Below are 17,063 nucleotides of genomic sequence, written 5' to 3'. Positions count from 1 at the left end.
AGCACGCACATGGCTGAAACACGGCGAAGGCTGCGCTCGAGCACGGTGGTGCTGGGGGGTATGGGTGTCCTCGCGGCGGCCCTGTCCGCGTGCGGTTCGGACCCCGACCGCCGCTGCGTGGACCGGGACAGTCACGACTACATCAACGGCTACAAGATCGTCGCCGACAAGAACTGCTCGTCCGGCACGACCAGCGCCACCGACGCCGACTGGTACTACGACGCCGACGTCAGCGGCGGCTACGCCGACGATGGCACCTTCAGCCGCAGCGAGGCCGTCGACCGGGGCGGCTTCGGCTGCTCCGGCAGCGGCGGCGGCTGACGGGCGGGCACGGCAGATGGAACGCCGGACCATGGAGCCCCGCCCCGGCTGGCAGCAGACCGTCGAGGAACAGGGCCTGATCTACCCCCTCACCCGCTACCCCGACGACTCCCTGCGCCCCTACTGGGACGAGAGCGCGTACTACGTCTTCTCCCTGGAGGAGATCGAGGCCCTCGAAGAGGTGGTCGAGGACCTCCACCGCATGTGCCTGGCGGCCGCCGGCCACATCGTCACCGAGGACCGCTTCGCCGACCTGGGCATCACCGACCCCCGCGTCGCCCGCACGGTCGCCGAGGCCTGGCACCGCCGTGCCGAACTCCCCTCCGTCTACGGCCGCTTCGACCTCCGCTACGACGGCACCGGCCCGGCCAAGCTCCTAGAGTACAACGCCGACACCCCCACCTCACTGGTCGAGGCGGCGTCCCCCCAGTGGTTCTGGATGGAGGACCGTTTCCCCGGCGCCGACCAGTGGAACTCCCTCCACGAACGCCTGATCGACGCCTGGAAGAAACAGGCCGCCCTGCTCCCGCCGGGCAGCCCCCTCTACTTCGCGTACTCCTCCGCCGACGAACTCGGCGAGGACATGATGACGGTCGCCTACCTGAAGGAAACCGCCGAGCAGGCCGGCCTCGCCACCGACTGGATCTCCATGGAGGAGATCGGCTGGGACCGCCTCTCCGGCCGCTTCGTCGACCAGCGCCTCCGCTTCATCCGCAGCGTCTTCAAGCTCTACCCCTGGGAATGGCTCACCACCGACCGCTTCGCGGACCACGTCCTGGACACCCTCGACAACGGCGGCGGCACCGGCTCCACCCTGTGGATCGAGCCCGCCTGGAAGATGCTCCTCAGCAACAAGGCCCTCCTCGCGATCCTCTGGGAGCTGTACCCCGGTCACCCCAACCTCCTCCCGGCGTACCTGGACGGCCCGCGAGACCTGCCGGGCTGGGTCGCCAAGCCCCTCCTCGGCCGAGAGGGCGCGGGCGTCACCGTCCACGAGCCCGGATCCGCCCCCACCGTCCGCGACGAGCCCTGCTGCTACCAGCAGCTGGCACCGCTGCCCGACTTCGACGGCAACCGAGTGGTCCTGGGCGCCTGGGTGGTCGAGAACGAGTCGGCGGGCCTGGGCATCCGCGAATCATCGGGCCTGGTTACGGACGAGTACGCAAGGTTCCTGCCCCACGTGATCCTCTGAAACAGGGCGCAGCGGCTCGTCCCTCAGGGGCGCGGGGAACTGCGCGACCAGCCACGACGCACCCGCGCCCGGCGACGCCCACCCACCCGGCACACGCTTCCCCGGCCCACCCGGTAGGCTGATCGCCGGGCCGTGACTGGCGTGCTGGGATGGGACCGACCATCGGGAAGCGGCCCCCGGACCTGGCTGAACGCCGGGGACCGGAACCGTGCCGTGCGCCTGGGCCGTACCGTGAACGCTGAACGCAACGTCCGGAGGTCCACACATGTCAGCCGAGCCCCTCTCCCCCGCTTCCACCGCCTACCGCGCCGCCCTCGACGTGATCCGCGCGGTGGAACCCCGCGTCGCGGACGCCATCGGCCAGGAGGTCGCCGACCAGCGCGAGATGCTCAAGCTGATCGCCTCCGAGAACTACGCCTCCCCGGCCACGCTCCTGGCGATGGGCAACTGGTTCAGCGACAAGTACGCCGAGGGCACCATCGGCCGCCGCTTCTACGCCGGCTGCCGCAACGTCGACACCGTCGAGGGTCTCGCCGCCGAGCACGCCAAGGAACTCTTCGGCGCCCGCCACGCCTACGTCCAGCCGCACTCCGGCATCGACGCCAACCTCGTCGCCTTCTGGGCCGTCCTCGGCGCCCGCGTCGAGGTGCCCTTCCTGGAGAAGACCGGCGTCCGCCAGATCAACGACCTGACCGACGCCGACTGGGCCGAGCTGCGCCAGGCCTTCGGCAACCAGCGCATGCTCGGCATGTCCCTGGACGCCGGCGGCCACCTCACCCACGGCTTCCGCCCGAACATCTCCGGCAAGATGTTCGACCAGCGCTCCTACGGCACCGACCCGGCCACCGGCCTGATCGACTACGAGGCCCTGCGCGCGAGCGCCCGTGAGTTCAAGCCGCTGATCATCGTTGCGGGCTACTCGGCGTACCCCCGCCTCGTGAATTTCCGGATCATGCGCGAGATCGCCGACGAGGTCGGCGCGACGCTCATGGTCGACATGGCGCACTTCGCCGGCCTGGTCGCGGGCAAGGTCCTGACCGGCGACTTCGACCCGGTCCCGCACGCCCAGATCGTGACGACGACCACCCACAAGTCGCTGCGCGGCCCCCGCGGCGGCATGGTGCTGTGCGACGACTCCCTGAAGGACCAGGTCGACCGCGGCTGCCCGATGGTCCTCGGCGGCCCGCTCCCGCACGTCATGGCCGCCAAGGCCGTGGCCCTGGCCGAGGCCCGCCAGGAGTCCTTCCGTGACTACGCCCAGCGCATCGTCGACAACTCCCGGGCCCTCGCCGAGGGCCTGATGCGCCGCGGCGCGACCCTGGTCACCGGCGGCACGGACAACCACCTGAACCTGATCGACGTCGCCTCCTCCTACGGTCTCACCGGCCGCCAGGCCGAGGCCGCCCTGCTCGACTCGGGCATCGTCACCAACCGCAACGCCATCCCCGCCGACCCGAACGGCGCCTGGTACACCTCCGGCATCCGCATCGGCACCCCCGCCCTGACCACCCGCGGCCTGGGCACCGCCGAGATGGACGAGGTCGCCGGCCTCATCGACCGCGTCCTCACCACGACGGAAGCGGGCACGACCAAGTCGGGCGCCCCCTCCAAGGCCCAGCACGTCCTGGACGCGAAGATCGCCGACGAGATCTCCCACAGGGCGACGGACCTGGTAGCGGGCTTCCCCCTGTACCCGGAGATCGACCTCGGCTGACGAACGCCGTCAGGGCAGCGTCCTCAGGGGCGCGGGGCCGCATCGTTATGCGGCCCCGCCGCGGGGCGCGACCAGCCCCAAACGTCCGCAGTTCCCCACGCACAGAGCCCCCCGAGCTCTCTGAGACAATAAGAAACATGGCCTCTGACCGTCCCCGCGTGCTCTCCGGGATCCAGCCCACCGCCGGCTCGTTCCACCTCGGCAACTACCTCGGCGCCGTCCGCCAGTGGGTGGCCCTCCAGGAGACCCACGACGCGTTCTACATGGTCGTCGACCTGCACGCGATCACCATCCCGCAGGACCCGAAGGACCTGCGCGCGAACACGCGCCTGGCCGTGGCGCAGCTCCTCGCGGCGGGTCTCGACCCGGACCGCTGCACGCTCTTCGTGCAGAGCCACGTCCCCGAGCACGCCCAGCTCGCCTGGATCATGAACTGCCTCACCGGCTTCGGCGAGGCGGGCCGGATGACCCAGTTCAAGGACAAGTCCGCCAAGCAGGGCGCCGAGCGCGCCTCGGTCGGCCTGTTCACGTACCCGATCCTCCAGGTCGCGGACATCCTGCTCTACCAGGCCCACGAGGTCCCGGTCGGTGAGGACCAGCGCCAGCACATCGAGCTCACCCGCGACCTCGCCGAGCGCTTCAACGGCCGTTTCGGCCCGACCTTCACCGTGCCGAAGCCGTACATCCTCAAGGAGACGGCGAAGATCTATGACCTTCAGGACCCGTCGATCAAGATGAGCAAGTCGGCGTCCACGCCGAAGGGCCTCATCAACCTGCTCGACGAGCCCAAGGCCACGGCCAAGAAGGTCAAGAGCGCCGTCACCGACACGGACACCGTCATCCGCTACGACGTCGCCGAGAAGCCGGGCGTCAGCAACCTCCTCAGCATCTACTCGACCCTCACCGGGGCGGGCATCGCCGAGCTGGAGGAGAAGTACGAGGGCAAGGGCTACGGCGCTCTCAAGACGGACCTGGCCGAGGTCATGGTCGACTTCGTGACGCCGTTCCGGGAGCGCACCCAGCAGTACCTGGACGACCCCGAGACGCTCGACTCGATCCTCGCCAAGGGCGCCGAGAAGGCCCGCGCGGTGGCCGCGGAGACCCTCGCGCAGACGTACGACAGGGTCGGCTTCCTGCCCGCCAAGCACTGAACCCACCCCCGCGCACAGCCGTACCACCGAACAGCGCTGTACATCACTCCGGTTGCGCCTGCCCGTAACCCGGCCGTGGCCGTACAGTCGATAACCGGGTGGTCGTATCAGCGGCCACACTGACACGACAGGAGACGACGTGGGGACCGTAACGATCGGTGTCTCGATCGCGGTCCCGGAGCCTCACGGCAGCGAGCTCCAGCAGCTGCGCGCGGGCTTCGGCGACGCCGCTGCTCACGGCATCCCCACGCACGTCACCCTGCTGCCGCCGACGGAGGTCGACGAGGCCTCCCTGCCGGCCGTCGAGGCGCATCTGGCCGAGGTCGCCGCGGCCGGCCGCGCGTTCCCCATGCGGCTGTCCGGCACCGGCACCTTCCGGCCCCTGTCACCGGTGGTGTACGTCCGGGTCGTCTCGGGTGCGGAGGCCTGCACGCGGCTCCAGCAGCAGGTCCGCGACCCCGCCGGGCCGGCCGCACGCGAACTGCAGTTCCCGTACCACCCGCACGTCACCGTGGCACACGGCATCGACGAGGCGGCCATGGACCGCGCCTTCGAGGCACTCGCCGGCTACGAGGCCGAGTGGCCCTGCACCGGCTTCGCCCTCTACGAGCAGGGCGCCGACGGCGTCTGGCGCAAGCTGCGCGACTTCCCCTTCGGCGGCTCGGTGGTACCCCCGCAGGCCGGGCGGGTGGAGCGCGGCTCGGTCCCCACCCGCTGACCCGTCCCCGGGTCAGACCGGCAGTCGCCGGAACACCCCGCGCGGCAGGTGCCGCAGCGCCGCCATCACCACGCGCAGCGCCCCCGGCACCCACACCGTCTCCGAGCGGCGCCGCAGCCCCAGCTCGACGGCCGTCGCGACCGCCTCGGGTGTGGTCGCGAGCGGCGCCTCGGGCAGGCCGGCGGTCATCCGCGTCCGGACGAAGCCGGGGCGTACGACCATGACGTGCACGCCCGTGCCGTGCAGTGCGTCGCCCAGGCCCTGCGCGAAGGCGTCGAGGCCGGCCTTGCTGGATCCGTAGATGAAGTTCGCCCGGCGGGCCCGCTCGCCCGCGACCGAGGACAGCACCACCAGGGAGCCGTGCCCCTGGGACTGGAGCGAGCGGGCGCACACCAGGCCCGCCGAGACCGCGCCCGTGTAGTTGGTCTGCGCGACCCGTACCGCCGCCTGCGGTTCGCGTTCGTCGCGGGCCTGGTCGCCGAGCAGCCCGAAGGCGAGCAGCACCATGTCGATGTCGCCCTCGGCGAAGACCTTGCCGAGCACGGCCTCGTGGGAGGCCGGGTCGAGTGCGTCGAACGCGACGGTGTGGACATCGGCACCGAGCCCGCGCAGCTGCCCGGCGGCCTCTTCCAGCGCGGGGGAGGGGCGGCCGGCGAGCCAGACCGTGCGGGTGCGGCGGGCGATCAGCCGGCGGGCGGTGGCGAGCGCGATCTCGGACGTACCGCCGAGGACGAGCAGGGACTGGGGGAGGCCGAAGGCGTCCTTCATGACAGCAGCTCCTAGAGGTTGCTCAGAGACTGAGGCGGCGGGCCAGGTCGGACACGAACACCCCGCGCGGATCCAGCCGGGCGCGCAGTTCCCGGAAGTCGTCGAGGCGCGGGTACATGGCCGCGAGCAGCTCCGGGCGCAGCCGGGCGTCCTTGGCGAGGTAGACGCGGCCGCCGGCGGTGGCGACCTCCTCGTCGAGTTCGTCGAGGAACGCGCCGAGGCCGGGCAGGCCCGCCGGGATGTCCAGCGCCAGCGTCCAGCCCGGCACGGGGAAGGACAGCCAGCCCGGGTCGGACTCCCCGAAGCGCTTGAGGACGGCCAGGAAGGACGGGCAGCGGCGTTCGGAGATGCGGCGCACGATGCGGCGCAGCGCGTCCTCCCGGCCGTGGCCGACGACGAACTGGTACTGCACGAAGCCGCCGCGGCCGTAGACGCGGTTCCAGTGCGGCACGCCGTCCAGGGGGTGGAAGAAGGCGGAGATGCGCTGGAGTCGGCCGGTGCGGGCACGGGGGGCCTTGCGGTACCAGAGCTCGTTGAACAGGCCCACGGACGTCCGGCTGAGCAGGCCCTCGGGGAGGATCGCGGGGGCCGCCGGGAGACGGGGGGTGCGGAAGGCGAGCGGGTCGCGGCGCAGGCGGGCGGGGAGCGCGTCCAGCGGCGCGTGGTCGCCGCGGGTGAGGACCGCCCGGCCGGTGGCGGCGCCCCGGGCCAGCAGGTCGATCCAGGCGACCGAGTAGCGGTAGCGGTGGTCGGTGGCCGCCAGCCGGGCCATCAGGTCGTCGAGGTCCGTGGCCCGCTCGGTGTCGACGGACATCAGCGACGTCTCGACGGGCTGGAGCCGGATGGTGGCGGTGAGGATCACGCCGGTCAGACCCATGCCGCCGGCGGTGGCGTCGAAGAGCGGCGTGCCGGGGACGACCGTGCGGATCTCGCCGTCGGCGGTGAGCAGTTCGAAGGCGAGGACATGCCGCGCGAAGGAGCCCGAGACGTGGTGGTTCTTGCCGTGGATGTCGGCGCCGATCGCCCCGCCGACGGTGACGTAGCGCGTGCCGGGAGTGACCGGCACGAACCAGCCGAGCGGCAGCAGCACCTCCATCAGCCGGTGCAGGGAGACGCCCGCGTCGCACAGCACGGTCCCGCCGTCGGCGTCGATCGCGTGCACACGGTCCAGGGCCGTCATGTCGAGCACGGACCCGCCCGCGTTCTGCGCCGCGTCCCCGTACGCCCGCCCCAGGCCCCGGGGGATCCCGCCGCGGTCTCCGCAGTCCCGGACGGCTGCCGCGGCCTCCTCGTACGTGCGGGGGCGGATCAGCCGGGCGGCGGTGGGGGCGGTGCGGCCCCAGCCCGTGACAGTGGTGTGGTCCAGGCCCATGACGTCCGGGTCGGAATCGGTGTCGGCAGACATGCCTGTGACCGTATCGCCCTAGTGTGAGCGATTAGTTCGAGAACATGGCACCTCTCCCCGAAATGGGTGATTAATGGGATGTCGCTCAATATTGCCGGAGTTCAGGCCGTATGGGCGTGAACAGTGAGTCCACATGGACGACCTCGACGACCTGCACGACATGGACCACCGGATCGTTTCGGCGCTCAGGGAGTGCGGCACCGACCCGCGTGTGGCCGGCGCCGCGCGTGCCCTGTCCTGGGCGGGCGAGCACGCGGCACTGTGGCTGGCGGCGGGGCTGGCCGGAGCCGCCGTCGACGGCAGGCGGCGCGGCGCCTGGCTGCGCGGCACGGCCCTCACCGCCGGGGCACACCTCGTCAGCATGGGAGTGAAACGGGTCGTGCGCCGACCGCGCCCCGCACACGTCGTGCCCCTGGTACGCACCGCCGGCCGGCACTCCTTCCCCAGCTCGCACGCCAGTTCCGCCGCGGCCGCCGCAGTGGCCTTCGGCGCCCTGGGTGCCAGCGCGGTGCCGCCGCTCGCCGCCGCCGTGTGCCTCTCGCGCCTCGTGGCCGGCGTCCACTACCCCTCCGACGTGGCAGCCGGCGCGGCCCTGGGCGCCCTCACGGCCCGGCTGGGCGCCCGCTGGATGCGAGGAGGCGCCCACCATGACTGAGACGGCCGTCCTGCGGCAGCGCACCCCCCAGGAGCGCCCCGCGCCACCCCGTGGGGGTGGTCTCCTGGCCGGTCTCCTCAGGACCGCGCGCCCCAAGCAGTGGATCAAGAACGTCCTCGTGATCGCCGCCCCGGCCGCCGCCGGCGAGCTCTTCTCCCGCCACGCCCTGATGCAACTCGCCCTGGTCTTCGCCCTCTTCACCGCCTGCGCCGCCGCCGTCTACCTCGTCAACGACGCCCGCGACGCCGACGCCGACCGCGCCCACCCCGTCAAGCGGCACCGCCCGGTCGCCACCGGGCAGGTCCCGGTGCCCGTCGCCTACGCCGTCGGCGGCTGCCTCGGCATCCTCGCGCCCACCACCGCGGTCTGGCTGTGCGGCCCCGCCGTCGCCACCCTCCTGACCGCCTACCTGGCCATGCAACTGGCCTACTGCGTCAGCCTCAAGCACGTCCTCGTCGTCGACCTCGCCGTCGTCACGACCGGCTTCCTGATGCGGGCCATGGTCGGCGGATTCGCCCTCGGCATCCCGCTGTCGCGCTGGTTCCTGATCACCACCGGCTTCGGCGCGCTGTTCATGGTGTCGGCCAAGCGCTACTCCGAAGCCGTCCAGATGGCCGGAAAGGAGGGCGCCACGCGCGCGTTGCTCACCGAGTACACCACCGGCTACCTCCGCTTCGTCTGGCAGCTCGCGGCCGGAGTCGCCGTCCTCGGCTACTGCCTGTGGGCCATGGAGGAGGGCGGCGTCCCGCACACCAGCGTGCTGCCCTGGCGCCAACTGTCCATGGTCGCCTTCGTCCTCGCGATCCTCCGCTACGCCGTCTTCGCCGACCGCGGCACCGCCGGCGAACCCGAGGACGTCGTCCTGCGCGACCGCGCCCTCGCCCTCATCGGCATGGTGTGGGTGGCGATGTACGGCCTTGCGGTGGCGAACTGGTGACCACGCGCGCGTGGCGGAGCCCCACGCTCCCGTGCCGCCGGGAGCTGATCGGCTTCGCCACCGTCGGCCTCCTCGCCTACGCCGTCGACCTCGCCCTGTTCACCGGCCTGCGCGGCCCCGCCGGACTCGACCCGCTCACCGCCAAGTCCCTGTCCTTCCTGGCCGCCTGCACGGTCGCCTACGCGGGCAACGCCCTCGGCACCTACCGGACCACGCGCACACCGGGCCTGCGCCCCTACGCCGTGTTCTTCGCGGTGAACCTCGCCGGAGCCGCCGTCCAACTGCTCTGCCTGGCCGTCAGCCACTACGGCCTCGGCCTCACCTCGCAGCGCGCGGACACCGTCTCCGGAGCGGTCATCGGTATGGCGCTGGCCACAGTCCTGCGGTTCTGGGGTACTCGCACATGGGTGTTCCGGGCGGAGGGCAGAGTCGGATCATGGACTGGCTGAAAAAGCTCCCAGTGGTCGGGCCGTGGGCGGAGCGGCTGATGATCACGCACGCGTGGCGGTCGTACGAGCGGCTGGACCGCGTGAAGTGGACGCGGCTGGCCGCCGCGATGACCTTCAGGAGCTTCGTCGCGCTGTTCCCGCTGCTGACGGTGTCCGCCACCATCGCCGCCGCCACGCTCAGCAAAGATCAGGAAGGCAAGCTGCAGGACAAGATCGCCGAGCAGGTGCCCGGCATCTCCGACCAACTCGACATCGCCGGCCTGGTGGACAACGCCGGCACCATCGGACTCATCGCGGGCGCCCTGCTGTTCTTCACCGGTGTCAGCTGGGCCGGGTCCATGCGCGAGTGCCTGCGGGCGGTGTGGGAGCTGCCCGACGAGGAGGAGAACCCCGCCCTGCGCTACGGCAAGGACGCGGGTGTCCTCATCGGCCTCGGCGGTGCGCTCCTCGTCACCATCGCCGCCTCCGCCGTCGCCTCCGCGATGATCGGCTGGATCACCCGCGGACTCGGTGTCGACGAGGGCGGCTGGGGCGGGGTCCTGCTGCACGTCGTCGCGTTCCTGATCGCCGTCCTCGCCAACTTCCTGCTCCTGCTCTACGTCCTGACCCTGCTGCCCGGCGTCGAGCCGACGCGCCACCGCCTGTTCGTGGCGGCCCTGACCGGCGCGATCGGCTTCGAACTGCTGAAGCTGCTGCTGAGCGGCTATCTGCAGGGCGTGGCCGCGAAGAGCATGTACGGCGCGTTCGGGGTGCCCGTCGCACTGCTGCTGTGGATCAACTTCACCTCGAAGCTGGTGCTGTTCTGCGCCTCCTGGACGGCGACGCAGAGCAAGGAGGAGGAACTCCCGGACGTCACTTCTCGTCGTCCGGGCGAGTCCGGCGGCGCACCAGATCCGGCAGCGGCCAGCGGCGGTTGACCAGGAACGCGCCGCCCGCGAGCAGCACCAGCACCCCGCCCGTGATGCCGAGCGCGGTCCCGATGCCGCTCGAGCCGTCCGCGGCCGGGGCACTGGCCACCGGCTTCGAACCGGTCCCGGCCGTGCCGCCGCCGTCCCCGGAGCCGCCTGCTTCGCCGGACGGGTTCGCGCCGGGCTGGGCATTGGCCTGCGCGGCGCCCTTCGGCGGCACCAGCTCGCCGACCGGCTGCACCTTCCCGGCCGCCTTGAAGCCCCAGTCGAACAGCCGGGCCGTCTCCTTGTAGACCTCGTTGTGCTCGTCCTTCTCCGGGTTCATCACCGTGACGAGCAGCACCTTGCCGTTCCGCTCGGCCACGCCCGTGAAGGTGGCGCCCGCGTTGGTGGTGTTGCCGTTCTTGACGCCGGCGATGCCCTGGTAGACGGGCACGTCCGAGTCACCGGCCAGCAGCCGGTTGGTGTTCTGGATCTCGAAGGACTTGCGGACCGGCTTCCCCTTCTTGCCCTTCTTCGTCTCGCCGGGGAACTTCGTGCTGACCGTCGAGGCGTACTCCCGGAAGTCCTTCTTCTGCAGTCCCGACCGGGCGATCAGCGTCAGGTCGTACGCGGAGGAGACCTGCCCCTCGGCGTCGTAGCCGTCCGGGCTGACGACGTGCGTGTCGAGGGCCTGGAGCTCCTCGGCGTGCTCGTTCATCTCCTCGACGGTGTTCTCGACGCCCTTGTTCATCGCGGACAGCACGCGCACGGCGTCGTTGCCGGAGCGCAGGAAGACGCCCAGCCACAGGTCGCGGACGGTGTACGTCTCGTCCTCCTTTATCCCGACCATGCTGGAGCCCGGGCCGATGCCCGCCAGGTCGGAGGGGGCGACCTTGTGCTTGGTGTCCTTCGGAAACTTCGGCAGCAGCGTGTCCGCGAACAGCATCTTCAGGGTGCTCGCCGGGGCGAGGCGCCAGTGCGCGTTGTGCGCGGCCAGCACGTCACCGGACTCGGCGTCGGCGACGATCCAGGAGCGGGCGCTCACGTCCTTCGGCAGCACCGGCACGCCGCTCGCCAGGTTCACCTGCGGGCCCGGCTGCCCGAGCCGGGCACCGCCCACGGTCGACATCGACGCCGGCGGAGTGGCCGACGGACTGCCCGAGGGGCTCGCCGACGGACTGCCCGAGGGGCTCGCCGACGGACTGCCCGAGGGGCTCGCCGAGGGACTGCCCGAGGGACTCGGGGCCGCGACGGCGGCGGGAGCGGCCAGGGCGAGGGACGACAGGACGGCGGAGGTGACCAGCAGGGATCGCCTGACGGTCTTCTTCGGAGCGGGCACGGTCGGAAACGTACATGCAGTACGCAGGGAAGTCCCGCCTCCGCCCCCACCCCGCGAACGGAACCGGACAGGCTCTGGCGATACTGGTCTCATGAAGCTCAGCCGCCCCGTCTCCTGGTTCCTGCTCGCCTTCGGGGTGTGGAGCTGGGTCATCTGGATCACTTTCGTCAAGAACCTTGTCAAGGACGGCAGCGGGCTCGCCTTCGACGACGGTCATCCCACGGCGTACTTCTGGGTGCACCTGCTGCTCGCGGTCGTCTCCTTCGTATTGGGGACGGTCATCGGGGCCATCGGGTTGCGTGGTCTGCGCGCACTGCGCCGGACGTCATAACGGCAATCGGGAGACACAACACCGTGGCCATGGTCTTCGTGCTCGTCGCAACTCTCGTCCTGGCCGTCATCGTGACGGCCAACTGGTACGTGTGGCGCCGCCTGTTCCGCGACACGACCCGCGGCCCGGGCCTCACCCGCCGCGCGGGCGTGGTCCTGATCGCCGGCGGCTGGACCCTGGCGATCACGGCCCTGGTCGCCGAACGCTCGGGCGCCCCGTTCTGGCTCCAGCAGCTCCTCGCCTGGCCGGGCTTCCTGTGGCTGGCCCTGTCGATATACCTGCTGCTGGCGGTGGTCGCCGGGGAGATCGTCCGACCGCTCCTGCACCGCTTCCTCGAACACCGCGCGAGACGCGACGGCCGGGCCCCGCAGCCCGGCCCGACGACCACCGGGGAGCCGGCTGCGACCTCCCAGCCCGGCGCCGCCGCGGCGGGGGCACCCGGCTCACCCGCGGGCCGTACTCCCGCGACCGGCCCACAGCGGAACGGCAGCGGCACGGTGGCCCCGGCGGCCACACGACCGGCGGACGGCACCGGCACGACTCCCGCGCCCGCGACCGCCTGGCAGGCGGACGGCGCCGGTGGGGCGGCCGCTGCTTCCGCGACGGTGGCAGGCCCGCAGCCGGACGACGACGCGACCCGGGCACCTGCGCCCGCGACGGCGCCCTCCCAGCCCGCCCACGGCCCCGACGCGCCCACGCCCGCGACCGCCTCGCAGGCGAACGGCGGCGGCGTGACCCCCGAGCCCGCACCCTCCGCACCCGCGGCCACCTCCCAGCCCGCCCCCAGCCGTGGCACCACCGTCTCCGCGACCGCCCTCCACCCGCAGGCCGACCCCGCGCCGCTCGCCCCGGAGGGCTCCCCGCAGCCCCCCGCCACCCCTGCCGGGCCCTCCCGCCGTCTCTTCGTCTCGCGGGTCGTCGCCGGGGCCGCCGCGGCCGCCGCCGTCGGGACCGTCGGGTACGGGACGTACGGTGTGCTGCGCGGGCCGCAGGTCAAGCGGGTCACCGTGCCGATGGCCAAGCTGCCGCGGGCCGCGCACGGGTACCGGATCGCCGTGGTCAGTGACGTGCACCTCGGCCCGGTCCTGGGCCGCGGCTTCGCCCAGAAGGTCGTCGACACGATCAACTCGACCCAGCCCGACCTGATCGCGGTCGTCGGTGACCTGGTGGACGGCAGTGTGAAGGACCTCGGTCCCGCAGCGGCCCCGCTCGCCCAGCTGAGGGCCCGTCACGGGTCCTACTTCGTCACCGGCAACCACGAGTACTTCTCCGGCGCCGGGCAGTGGGTCGAGGAGGTCCGCCGCCTGGGCCTGGACCCCCTGGAGAACGCCCGCAGGGAGATGCCGCACTTCGACCTCGCCGGAGTCAACGACGTCGCGGGCGAGGACGAGGGCCAGGGCCCCGACTTCGCGAAGGCGCTCGGCGACCGGGACACCGCGCGCGCGTGCGTGCTGCTCGCGCACCAGCCGGTCCAGATCCACGACGCCGTCGAGCACGGCGTCGACCTCCAGCTGTCCGGCCACACCCACGGCGGCCAGCTCTGGCCCGGCAACCTCATCGCCGCGGGCGCCAACCCCACCGTCGCGGGCCTGGAGCGCTACGGCGACACCCAGCTCTACGTCTCGCGCGGCGCCGGCGCCTGGGGCCCGCCCACCCGCGTGGGCGCACCGTCGGACATCACCCTGATCGAGCTCGCGTCGAAGCAGGCCTGACGGCACGCACCTCCTGTGAGAGTGCTGTGAAACCGGACCGAAAGGCCCATCGGTAAGTTCTTTCCCAACTCGTCGGATGTCCCTTCCCTCTGCCCGAAATCCTGTGATTGTGTGAGCCCGCCACGAAGGGGTGTGGCATATACGTGCAAGGGCCCCGAAGGGCCGCAAAAGGCCTGGGGAGGGCGCAGCCGATGCGATCGGTTCGCATACGGATACTCGCGGGGCTGCTGGTCCTGGCCGCCGCGGGCGTGGGCGCCTGGCAGTTCCTGCCGTCGAAGGGCGAGGAGAGGACCATCACGGTCGGCACGACGGACGGCGTCACCTCGCTCGACCCGGCCGGTGCCTACGACGCGGGCTCCTGGGCACTGTTCAGCAACGTCTTCCAGTCACTGCTGACCTTCGCGCCGGGCGGCACCGCCCCCGTGCCGGACGCGGCCAAGACCTGCGCGTTCGCCCACGGCGACCTCACCACCTACCGCTGCGAGCTGCGCGACGGCCTCACCTTCCCGAGCGGCCGGGCGATGAACGCCGAGGACGTGAAGTACTCCTTCGACCGGATCCTGAAGATCAAGGCCCCGGTCGGCCCGGCGTCCCTGTTCGGCACGCTCTCTTCCGTGGACGCCGACGACATGACCGTCACCTTCCACCTGACCTCGCCGGACGCGACGTTCCCCTTCAAGGTGGCCACCGGCGCCGGTTCCATCGTCGACCACACCGCGTATCCGGCCGGCGAGCTGCGCACCGACGACGGCGTGGACGGCACCGGCCCGTACACCCTCACCTCGTACACGAAGAACCACGACGCGGTCCTCGCACCCAACCAGCACTACCAGGGTGCCGTCAGCGGCACCGGCCGGCCCGTCGAACTGCGCTACTACGCCACCCCCGAGGCCCTGGACACCGCCTGGAAGGACAAGCAGGTCGAGGTCGCGACCGACCAGCTGCCGCCCGGCGTCCTCGCCGACCTCAACCCGAGCGACCCCACCCAGCGCGTCTACGAGGCGGACGGCTCCGAGACCCGGAACCTGTACTTCAACACCCGAGCGGGCAAGCCCCTGCACGATCCGAAGGTCCGGCAGGCCATGGCCTGGCTGATCGACCGCGAGCAGCTGGCCGCCACCGTCTACGACGGCACCGTCGACCCCCTGTACTCCCTGATCCCGGCCGGTCTCACCGGGCACACCGCCTCGTTCTTCGACGACTACCCCGAGCAGGACCCGAAGAAGGCCCGGCAACTGCTCACCCAGGCCGGTGTGAGCCTGCCGGTGCACTTCACCTACGGCTACGCCAAGGGCCGCGGCGCCGGTGAGCAGGAGGCGGCCGAGATCAAGAAGGAACTGGAGGCGAGCGGCCTGTTCCAGGTCACCCTCAAGGGCTACGAATGGACCGCCTTCCAGAAGCAGTGGGCGACCGGCAAGCTCGACGCGTACGCCGTCGGCTGGGTCGCCGACTTCCCCGACCCGGACACCTTCGGCGCCGCGCTCGTCGGCACCGGCAGCGCGATGAACACCGGCTACAGCAGCAAGACCGTCGACCGGCTCATCAAGGACAGCCGGCGCTACGCCGAGCGGACCGAGGCCGACCAGGACTTCCGCTCGGTGCAGCAGACCGTCGCCCAGGACGTCCCGGTGCTGCCGCTGTGGCAGGCCAAGGAGTACGTCGTCACCACCGAGGACGTCGGCGGCGGCCAGTACCTGTCGGACGGCACGGGCGTGTTCCGCCTGTGGAGCCTCACCGCGCTCTGACCCCGCCGGGCCGCGGCTCAGGAGCCGGTGCGCCGCCGGGCCGCCGGATCCGGGATGGCGTTCGTCATCCCCGGCAGGAACTCCGTGAACAGCTCGTGCACCTCCCGCACGAGCGGCCGCAGCACCCGGAAGCGGGCCAGGGCGACGCCCCGCGCGGTGAGCCGGGCACCGCGCTCGGCGAGCCGGTAGCTGCGCTCGCGCCCCTCCGTGCGGTCGAAGATCCAGTACAGGACGAGCCCCATCTGGGACAGCCACATCAACTCGGGCAGGATGTCCCGCAGTTCCTCGGGCACCTTGGTCTTCGTGGCCCCGGCGAGCACCTCCCGGTGGACGCTGATGGCCTCCTCGCGCGCGTGCTCCGACTCGGGCGAGAACGGGCTGAGCGGACTGTCCGGGTCGGCGGCGTTCTTGAAGAACTGCACCGCGAACTCGTGGTAGGGCGCGGCGATGTCCAGCCAGGCCCGCAGCACCCCCGCCAGACGGGCCTCCAGCTCGCTCTCCCGGTCCAGGATCTCCCGGACCGCCACCTGGTGCTCGGCGGCGATCCGGTCGTAGAAGCCCTGGATCAGGTGCTCCTTGCCCGCGAAGTAGTAGTACGCGTTGCCGACGGAGACCCCGGCCTCCTTGGCGATGGCCCGCATCGTCGTCTTGTCGTAGCCGCGCTCCTGGAACAGCCGCATGGCCGTCTCCAGGATCAGGGCGCGGGTCTGCTCGGACTTGGTGGGGGTGGCGCCGTCGTCGGGGCCGTCGTTCTTCGCGGGCACGGGAAGAGAGCCTAACGTCAGCCGGGGTGCGCCTACCGCGGGGCACAGGTGCCGTCGGCGCAGCCCGGCGCGGTGTAGCTCCAGCCCCTGTCGGGGGCGTACGACCAGCCGTCCGCCCGCCGGTACACCCGGCCACCCCACTGCGCCCCGCCGCGCTGCCCCCGAGGCCACTGCGCCCCGCGCCACTTGGCGGCGGCGAGCACCGCCCCCTTGGCGAGCCGGGCGCCGGACGGGGTGCTCAGCCGGTGGGCGAGCGGCCGGTGCTCGCGCAGCGCCCACAGGGTGACCACCCAGGCGGCGGGGCCCCGGTAGACCTGCCCGGCGTCGCCGACGACGGTGATCTCGTCGAGGGTGGCGCCGTGGTCGAGGGCGGGGAAGCGCCGCCGGGCCTCCTCGGAGCCGGCCGGGACCGGCTCCAGCGGCACCAGTTGCGGCTGCCGCAGGAGCCAGTCGCGCAGGAACGCGCACAGGGAGCACTCGGCGTCGTACAGGACGGTGAGCCGGCGGACCGGTGCGGTCGCGTTCATGCCGGTCGCGTTCACGCGGGCCTCCGCTCAGGCCTGCGCCGACGGGGCGACCCAGCCCTGCGGCGGCACCGGCGGCACCTGCTCCCGTTCCATGGCACCCCGGCGCCGGATCCGGTTGAGCACGTAGACGTTGGCCAGGTGCATCACACCGAGCACCAGCAGCACCACGCCGAGCTTGGTCGACAGGGCCTCGAAGATGCCGCGGGCGTCGGTGATGGTCTCGTCGTCGCTCAGGTACAGCGCGACGAAGCCGAGGTTGACGAGGTAGAAGCCGACCACCAGGAGGTGGTTGACGGCGTCGGCGAGCTTCTCGTTGCCGTGCAGCACGTCGGCGAGGAAGACCCTCCCGTTACGGCTGAGCGTGCGGGCCACCCAGATGGTCAGACCGATGCTGACCAGCAGGTAGATGACATAGGAGATGACCGTGCGGTCCATTGCCCCACCC

Annotated in this window: 18 protein-coding genes; 12 read left to right on the top strand and 6 right to left on the bottom strand. The window is 71.8% G+C overall.

Annotated features, from left to right (window positions below):
* Nucleotides 1-9: 9 nt before the first annotated feature.
* The 5 genes from IO24_RS0106815 (at nt 10) to IO24_RS0106795 (ending at nt 5,096) form a co-directional block, all read left to right on the top strand.
* Entirely contained in the window at nt 10-321 is a 312-nt protein-coding gene (locus tag IO24_RS0106815; protein WP_031132929.1) for a hypothetical protein, read from the top strand.
* Nucleotides 322-337: 16 nt separating this feature from the next.
* Nucleotides 338-1,513, top strand: a complete 1,176-nt coding sequence (locus IO24_RS0106810; RefSeq protein WP_031132927.1) for a glutathionylspermidine synthase family protein — start codon at nt 338-340, stop codon at nt 1,511-1,513.
* A 265-nt stretch (nt 1,514-1,778) separates the two neighbouring features.
* Nucleotides 1,779-3,227 carry a glycine hydroxymethyltransferase gene (locus tag IO24_RS0106805; RefSeq protein WP_031132925.1) on the top strand — a complete coding sequence of 483 codons (1,449 nt, stop codon included), beginning with the start codon at nt 1,779-1,781 and terminating at the stop codon, nt 3,225-3,227.
* 137 nt (nt 3,228-3,364) lie between these two features.
* Nucleotides 3,365-4,378, top strand: a complete 1,014-nt coding sequence (trpS, locus tag IO24_RS0106800; RefSeq protein ID WP_031132923.1) for a tryptophan--tRNA ligase — start codon at nt 3,365-3,367, stop codon at nt 4,376-4,378.
* 139 nt (nt 4,379-4,517) lie between these two features.
* On the top strand, nt 4,518-5,096 hold the full coding sequence (locus tag IO24_RS0106795; RefSeq protein ID WP_031132921.1) for a 2'-5' RNA ligase family protein: 579 nt from the start codon (nt 4,518-4,520) through the stop codon (nt 5,094-5,096).
* A 12-nt stretch (nt 5,097-5,108) separates the two neighbouring features.
* Here the strand turns inward: IO24_RS0106795 and dprE2 are convergent, their stop codons facing one another.
* Complete coding sequence (gene dprE2 / locus IO24_RS0106790; RefSeq protein WP_031132919.1) at nt 5,109-5,864, bottom strand: decaprenylphospho-beta-D-erythro-pentofuranosid-2-ulose 2-reductase; 756 nt, start codon at nt 5,862-5,864, stop codon at nt 5,109-5,111.
* A 22-nt stretch (nt 5,865-5,886) separates the two neighbouring features.
* A complete protein-coding gene (gene dprE1, locus IO24_RS0106785) occupies nt 5,887-7,269 on the bottom strand; it encodes a decaprenylphosphoryl-beta-D-ribose oxidase (protein WP_031132917.1) in 1,383 nt (460 codons plus the stop codon).
* 133 nt (nt 7,270-7,402) lie between these two features.
* On the opposite strand from dprE1, the gene IO24_RS0106780 reads away from it, so the two are divergent.
* From IO24_RS0106780 to IO24_RS0106765, 4 genes are read left to right on the top strand one after another with little or no spacing between them, the layout of a single operon-like run.
* Entirely contained in the window at nt 7,403-7,924 is a 522-nt protein-coding gene (locus IO24_RS0106780; protein ID WP_031132915.1) for a phosphatase PAP2 family protein, read from the top strand.
* The gene (locus tag IO24_RS0106775; RefSeq protein WP_031132913.1) at nt 7,917-8,861 is read left to right on the top strand and encodes a decaprenyl-phosphate phosphoribosyltransferase; all 945 of its coding nucleotides are present in this window, start codon (nt 7,917-7,919) and stop codon (nt 8,859-8,861) included. Before IO24_RS0106780 ends, IO24_RS0106775 begins: the two co-directional genes overlap by 8 nt.
* Nucleotides 8,858-9,310 (top strand): GtrA family protein, encoded by a 453-nt coding sequence (locus IO24_RS0106770; RefSeq protein WP_045295951.1) that lies wholly within the window; start codon nt 8,858-8,860, stop codon nt 9,308-9,310. Before IO24_RS0106775 ends, IO24_RS0106770 begins: the two co-directional genes overlap by 4 nt.
* The gene (locus tag IO24_RS0106765) at nt 9,298-10,227 is read left to right on the top strand and encodes a YihY/virulence factor BrkB family protein (protein WP_031132911.1); all 930 of its coding nucleotides are present in this window, start codon (nt 9,298-9,300) and stop codon (nt 10,225-10,227) included. The genes IO24_RS0106770 and IO24_RS0106765 overlap by 13 nt, the downstream gene beginning before the upstream one ends.
* Here the strand turns inward: IO24_RS0106765 and IO24_RS0106760 are convergent.
* A complete protein-coding gene (locus IO24_RS0106760; protein ID WP_031132909.1) occupies nt 10,163-11,539 on the bottom strand; it encodes a D-alanyl-D-alanine carboxypeptidase family protein in 1,377 nt (458 codons plus the stop codon). The genes IO24_RS0106765 and IO24_RS0106760 overlap by 65 nt on opposite strands.
* A gap of 91 nt (nt 11,540-11,630) precedes the next feature.
* On the opposite strand from IO24_RS0106760, the gene IO24_RS0106755 reads away from it, so the two are divergent.
* The 3 genes from IO24_RS0106755 (at nt 11,631) to IO24_RS0106745 (ending at nt 15,327) form a co-directional block, all read left to right on the top strand.
* Nucleotides 11,631-11,870, top strand: coding sequence for an SCO4848 family membrane protein (locus IO24_RS0106755; protein WP_031132907.1), 240 nt, complete (start codon nt 11,631-11,633; stop codon nt 11,868-11,870).
* 29 nt (nt 11,871-11,899) lie between these two features.
* On the top strand, nt 11,900-13,582 hold the full coding sequence (locus IO24_RS0106750) for a metallophosphoesterase (protein WP_051905865.1): 1,683 nt from the start codon (nt 11,900-11,902) through the stop codon (nt 13,580-13,582).
* 191 nt (nt 13,583-13,773) lie between these two features.
* Complete coding sequence (locus IO24_RS0106745; RefSeq protein WP_031132903.1) at nt 13,774-15,327, top strand: ABC transporter substrate-binding protein; 1,554 nt, start codon at nt 13,774-13,776, stop codon at nt 15,325-15,327.
* 17 nt (nt 15,328-15,344) lie between these two features.
* Here the strand turns inward: IO24_RS0106745 and IO24_RS0106740 are convergent, their stop codons facing one another.
* From IO24_RS0106740 to IO24_RS0106730, 3 genes are read right to left on the bottom strand one after another with little or no spacing between them, the layout of a single operon-like run.
* Nucleotides 15,345-16,091 carry a TetR/AcrR family transcriptional regulator gene (locus IO24_RS0106740; protein WP_031132901.1) on the bottom strand — a complete coding sequence of 249 codons (747 nt, stop codon included), beginning with the start codon at nt 16,089-16,091 and terminating at the stop codon, nt 15,345-15,347.
* 32 nt (nt 16,092-16,123) lie between these two features.
* On the bottom strand, nt 16,124-16,618 hold the full coding sequence (locus tag IO24_RS0106735) for a thiol-disulfide oxidoreductase DCC family protein (RefSeq protein WP_031132899.1): 495 nt from the start codon (nt 16,616-16,618) through the stop codon (nt 16,124-16,126).
* 27 nt (nt 16,619-16,645) lie between these two features.
* Nucleotides 16,646-17,053, bottom strand: coding sequence for a hypothetical protein (locus IO24_RS0106730; protein WP_031132897.1), 408 nt, complete (start codon nt 17,051-17,053; stop codon nt 16,646-16,648).
* Between the last annotated feature and the right edge of the window lie 10 nt (nt 17,054-17,063).

It is taken from the genome of Streptomyces flavovariabilis (assembly GCF_000725785.1).
Classification (GTDB): Bacteria; Actinomycetota; Actinomycetes; order Streptomycetales; family Streptomycetaceae; genus Streptomyces; species Streptomyces hawaiiensis.
This window is presented reverse-complemented; position numbering and strand designations above follow the sequence as displayed.

Bases quoted from the DNA above. Each gene is read 5' to 3' on its own strand.
- IO24_RS0106815 (WP_031132929.1), top strand. From the start codon at position 10: ATGGCTGAAACACGGCGAAGGCTGCGCTCGAGCACGGTGGTGCTGGGG.
- IO24_RS0106810 (WP_031132927.1), top strand. From the start codon at position 338: ATGGAACGCCGGACCATGGAGCCCCGCCCCGGCTGGCAGCAGACCGTC.
- IO24_RS0106805 (WP_031132925.1), top strand. From the start codon at position 1,779: ATGTCAGCCGAGCCCCTCTCCCCCGCTTCCACCGCCTACCGCGCCGCC.
- trpS (WP_031132923.1), top strand. From the start codon at position 3,365: ATGGCCTCTGACCGTCCCCGCGTGCTCTCCGGGATCCAGCCCACCGCC.
- dprE2 (WP_031132919.1), bottom strand. From the start codon at position 5,864: ATGAAGGACGCCTTCGGCCTCCCCCAGTCCCTGCTCGTCCTCGGCGGT.
- dprE1 (WP_031132917.1), bottom strand. From the start codon at position 7,269: ATGTCTGCCGACACCGATTCCGACCCGGACGTCATGGGCCTGGACCAC.
- IO24_RS0106780 (WP_031132915.1), top strand. From the start codon at position 7,403: ATGGACGACCTCGACGACCTGCACGACATGGACCACCGGATCGTTTCG.
- IO24_RS0106775 (WP_031132913.1), top strand. From the start codon at position 7,917: ATGACTGAGACGGCCGTCCTGCGGCAGCGCACCCCCCAGGAGCGCCCC.
- IO24_RS0106765 (WP_031132911.1), top strand. From the start codon at position 9,298: ATGGACTGGCTGAAAAAGCTCCCAGTGGTCGGGCCGTGGGCGGAGCGG.
- IO24_RS0106755 (WP_031132907.1), top strand. From the start codon at position 11,631: ATGAAGCTCAGCCGCCCCGTCTCCTGGTTCCTGCTCGCCTTCGGGGTG.
- IO24_RS0106750 (WP_051905865.1), top strand. From the start codon at position 11,900: ATGGTCTTCGTGCTCGTCGCAACTCTCGTCCTGGCCGTCATCGTGACG.
- IO24_RS0106745 (WP_031132903.1), top strand. From the start codon at position 13,774: ATGCGATCGGTTCGCATACGGATACTCGCGGGGCTGCTGGTCCTGGCC.
- IO24_RS0106735 (WP_031132899.1), bottom strand. From the start codon at position 16,618: ATGAACGCGACCGCACCGGTCCGCCGGCTCACCGTCCTGTACGACGCC.
- IO24_RS0106730 (WP_031132897.1), bottom strand. From the start codon at position 17,053: ATGGACCGCACGGTCATCTCCTATGTCATCTACCTGCTGGTCAGCATC.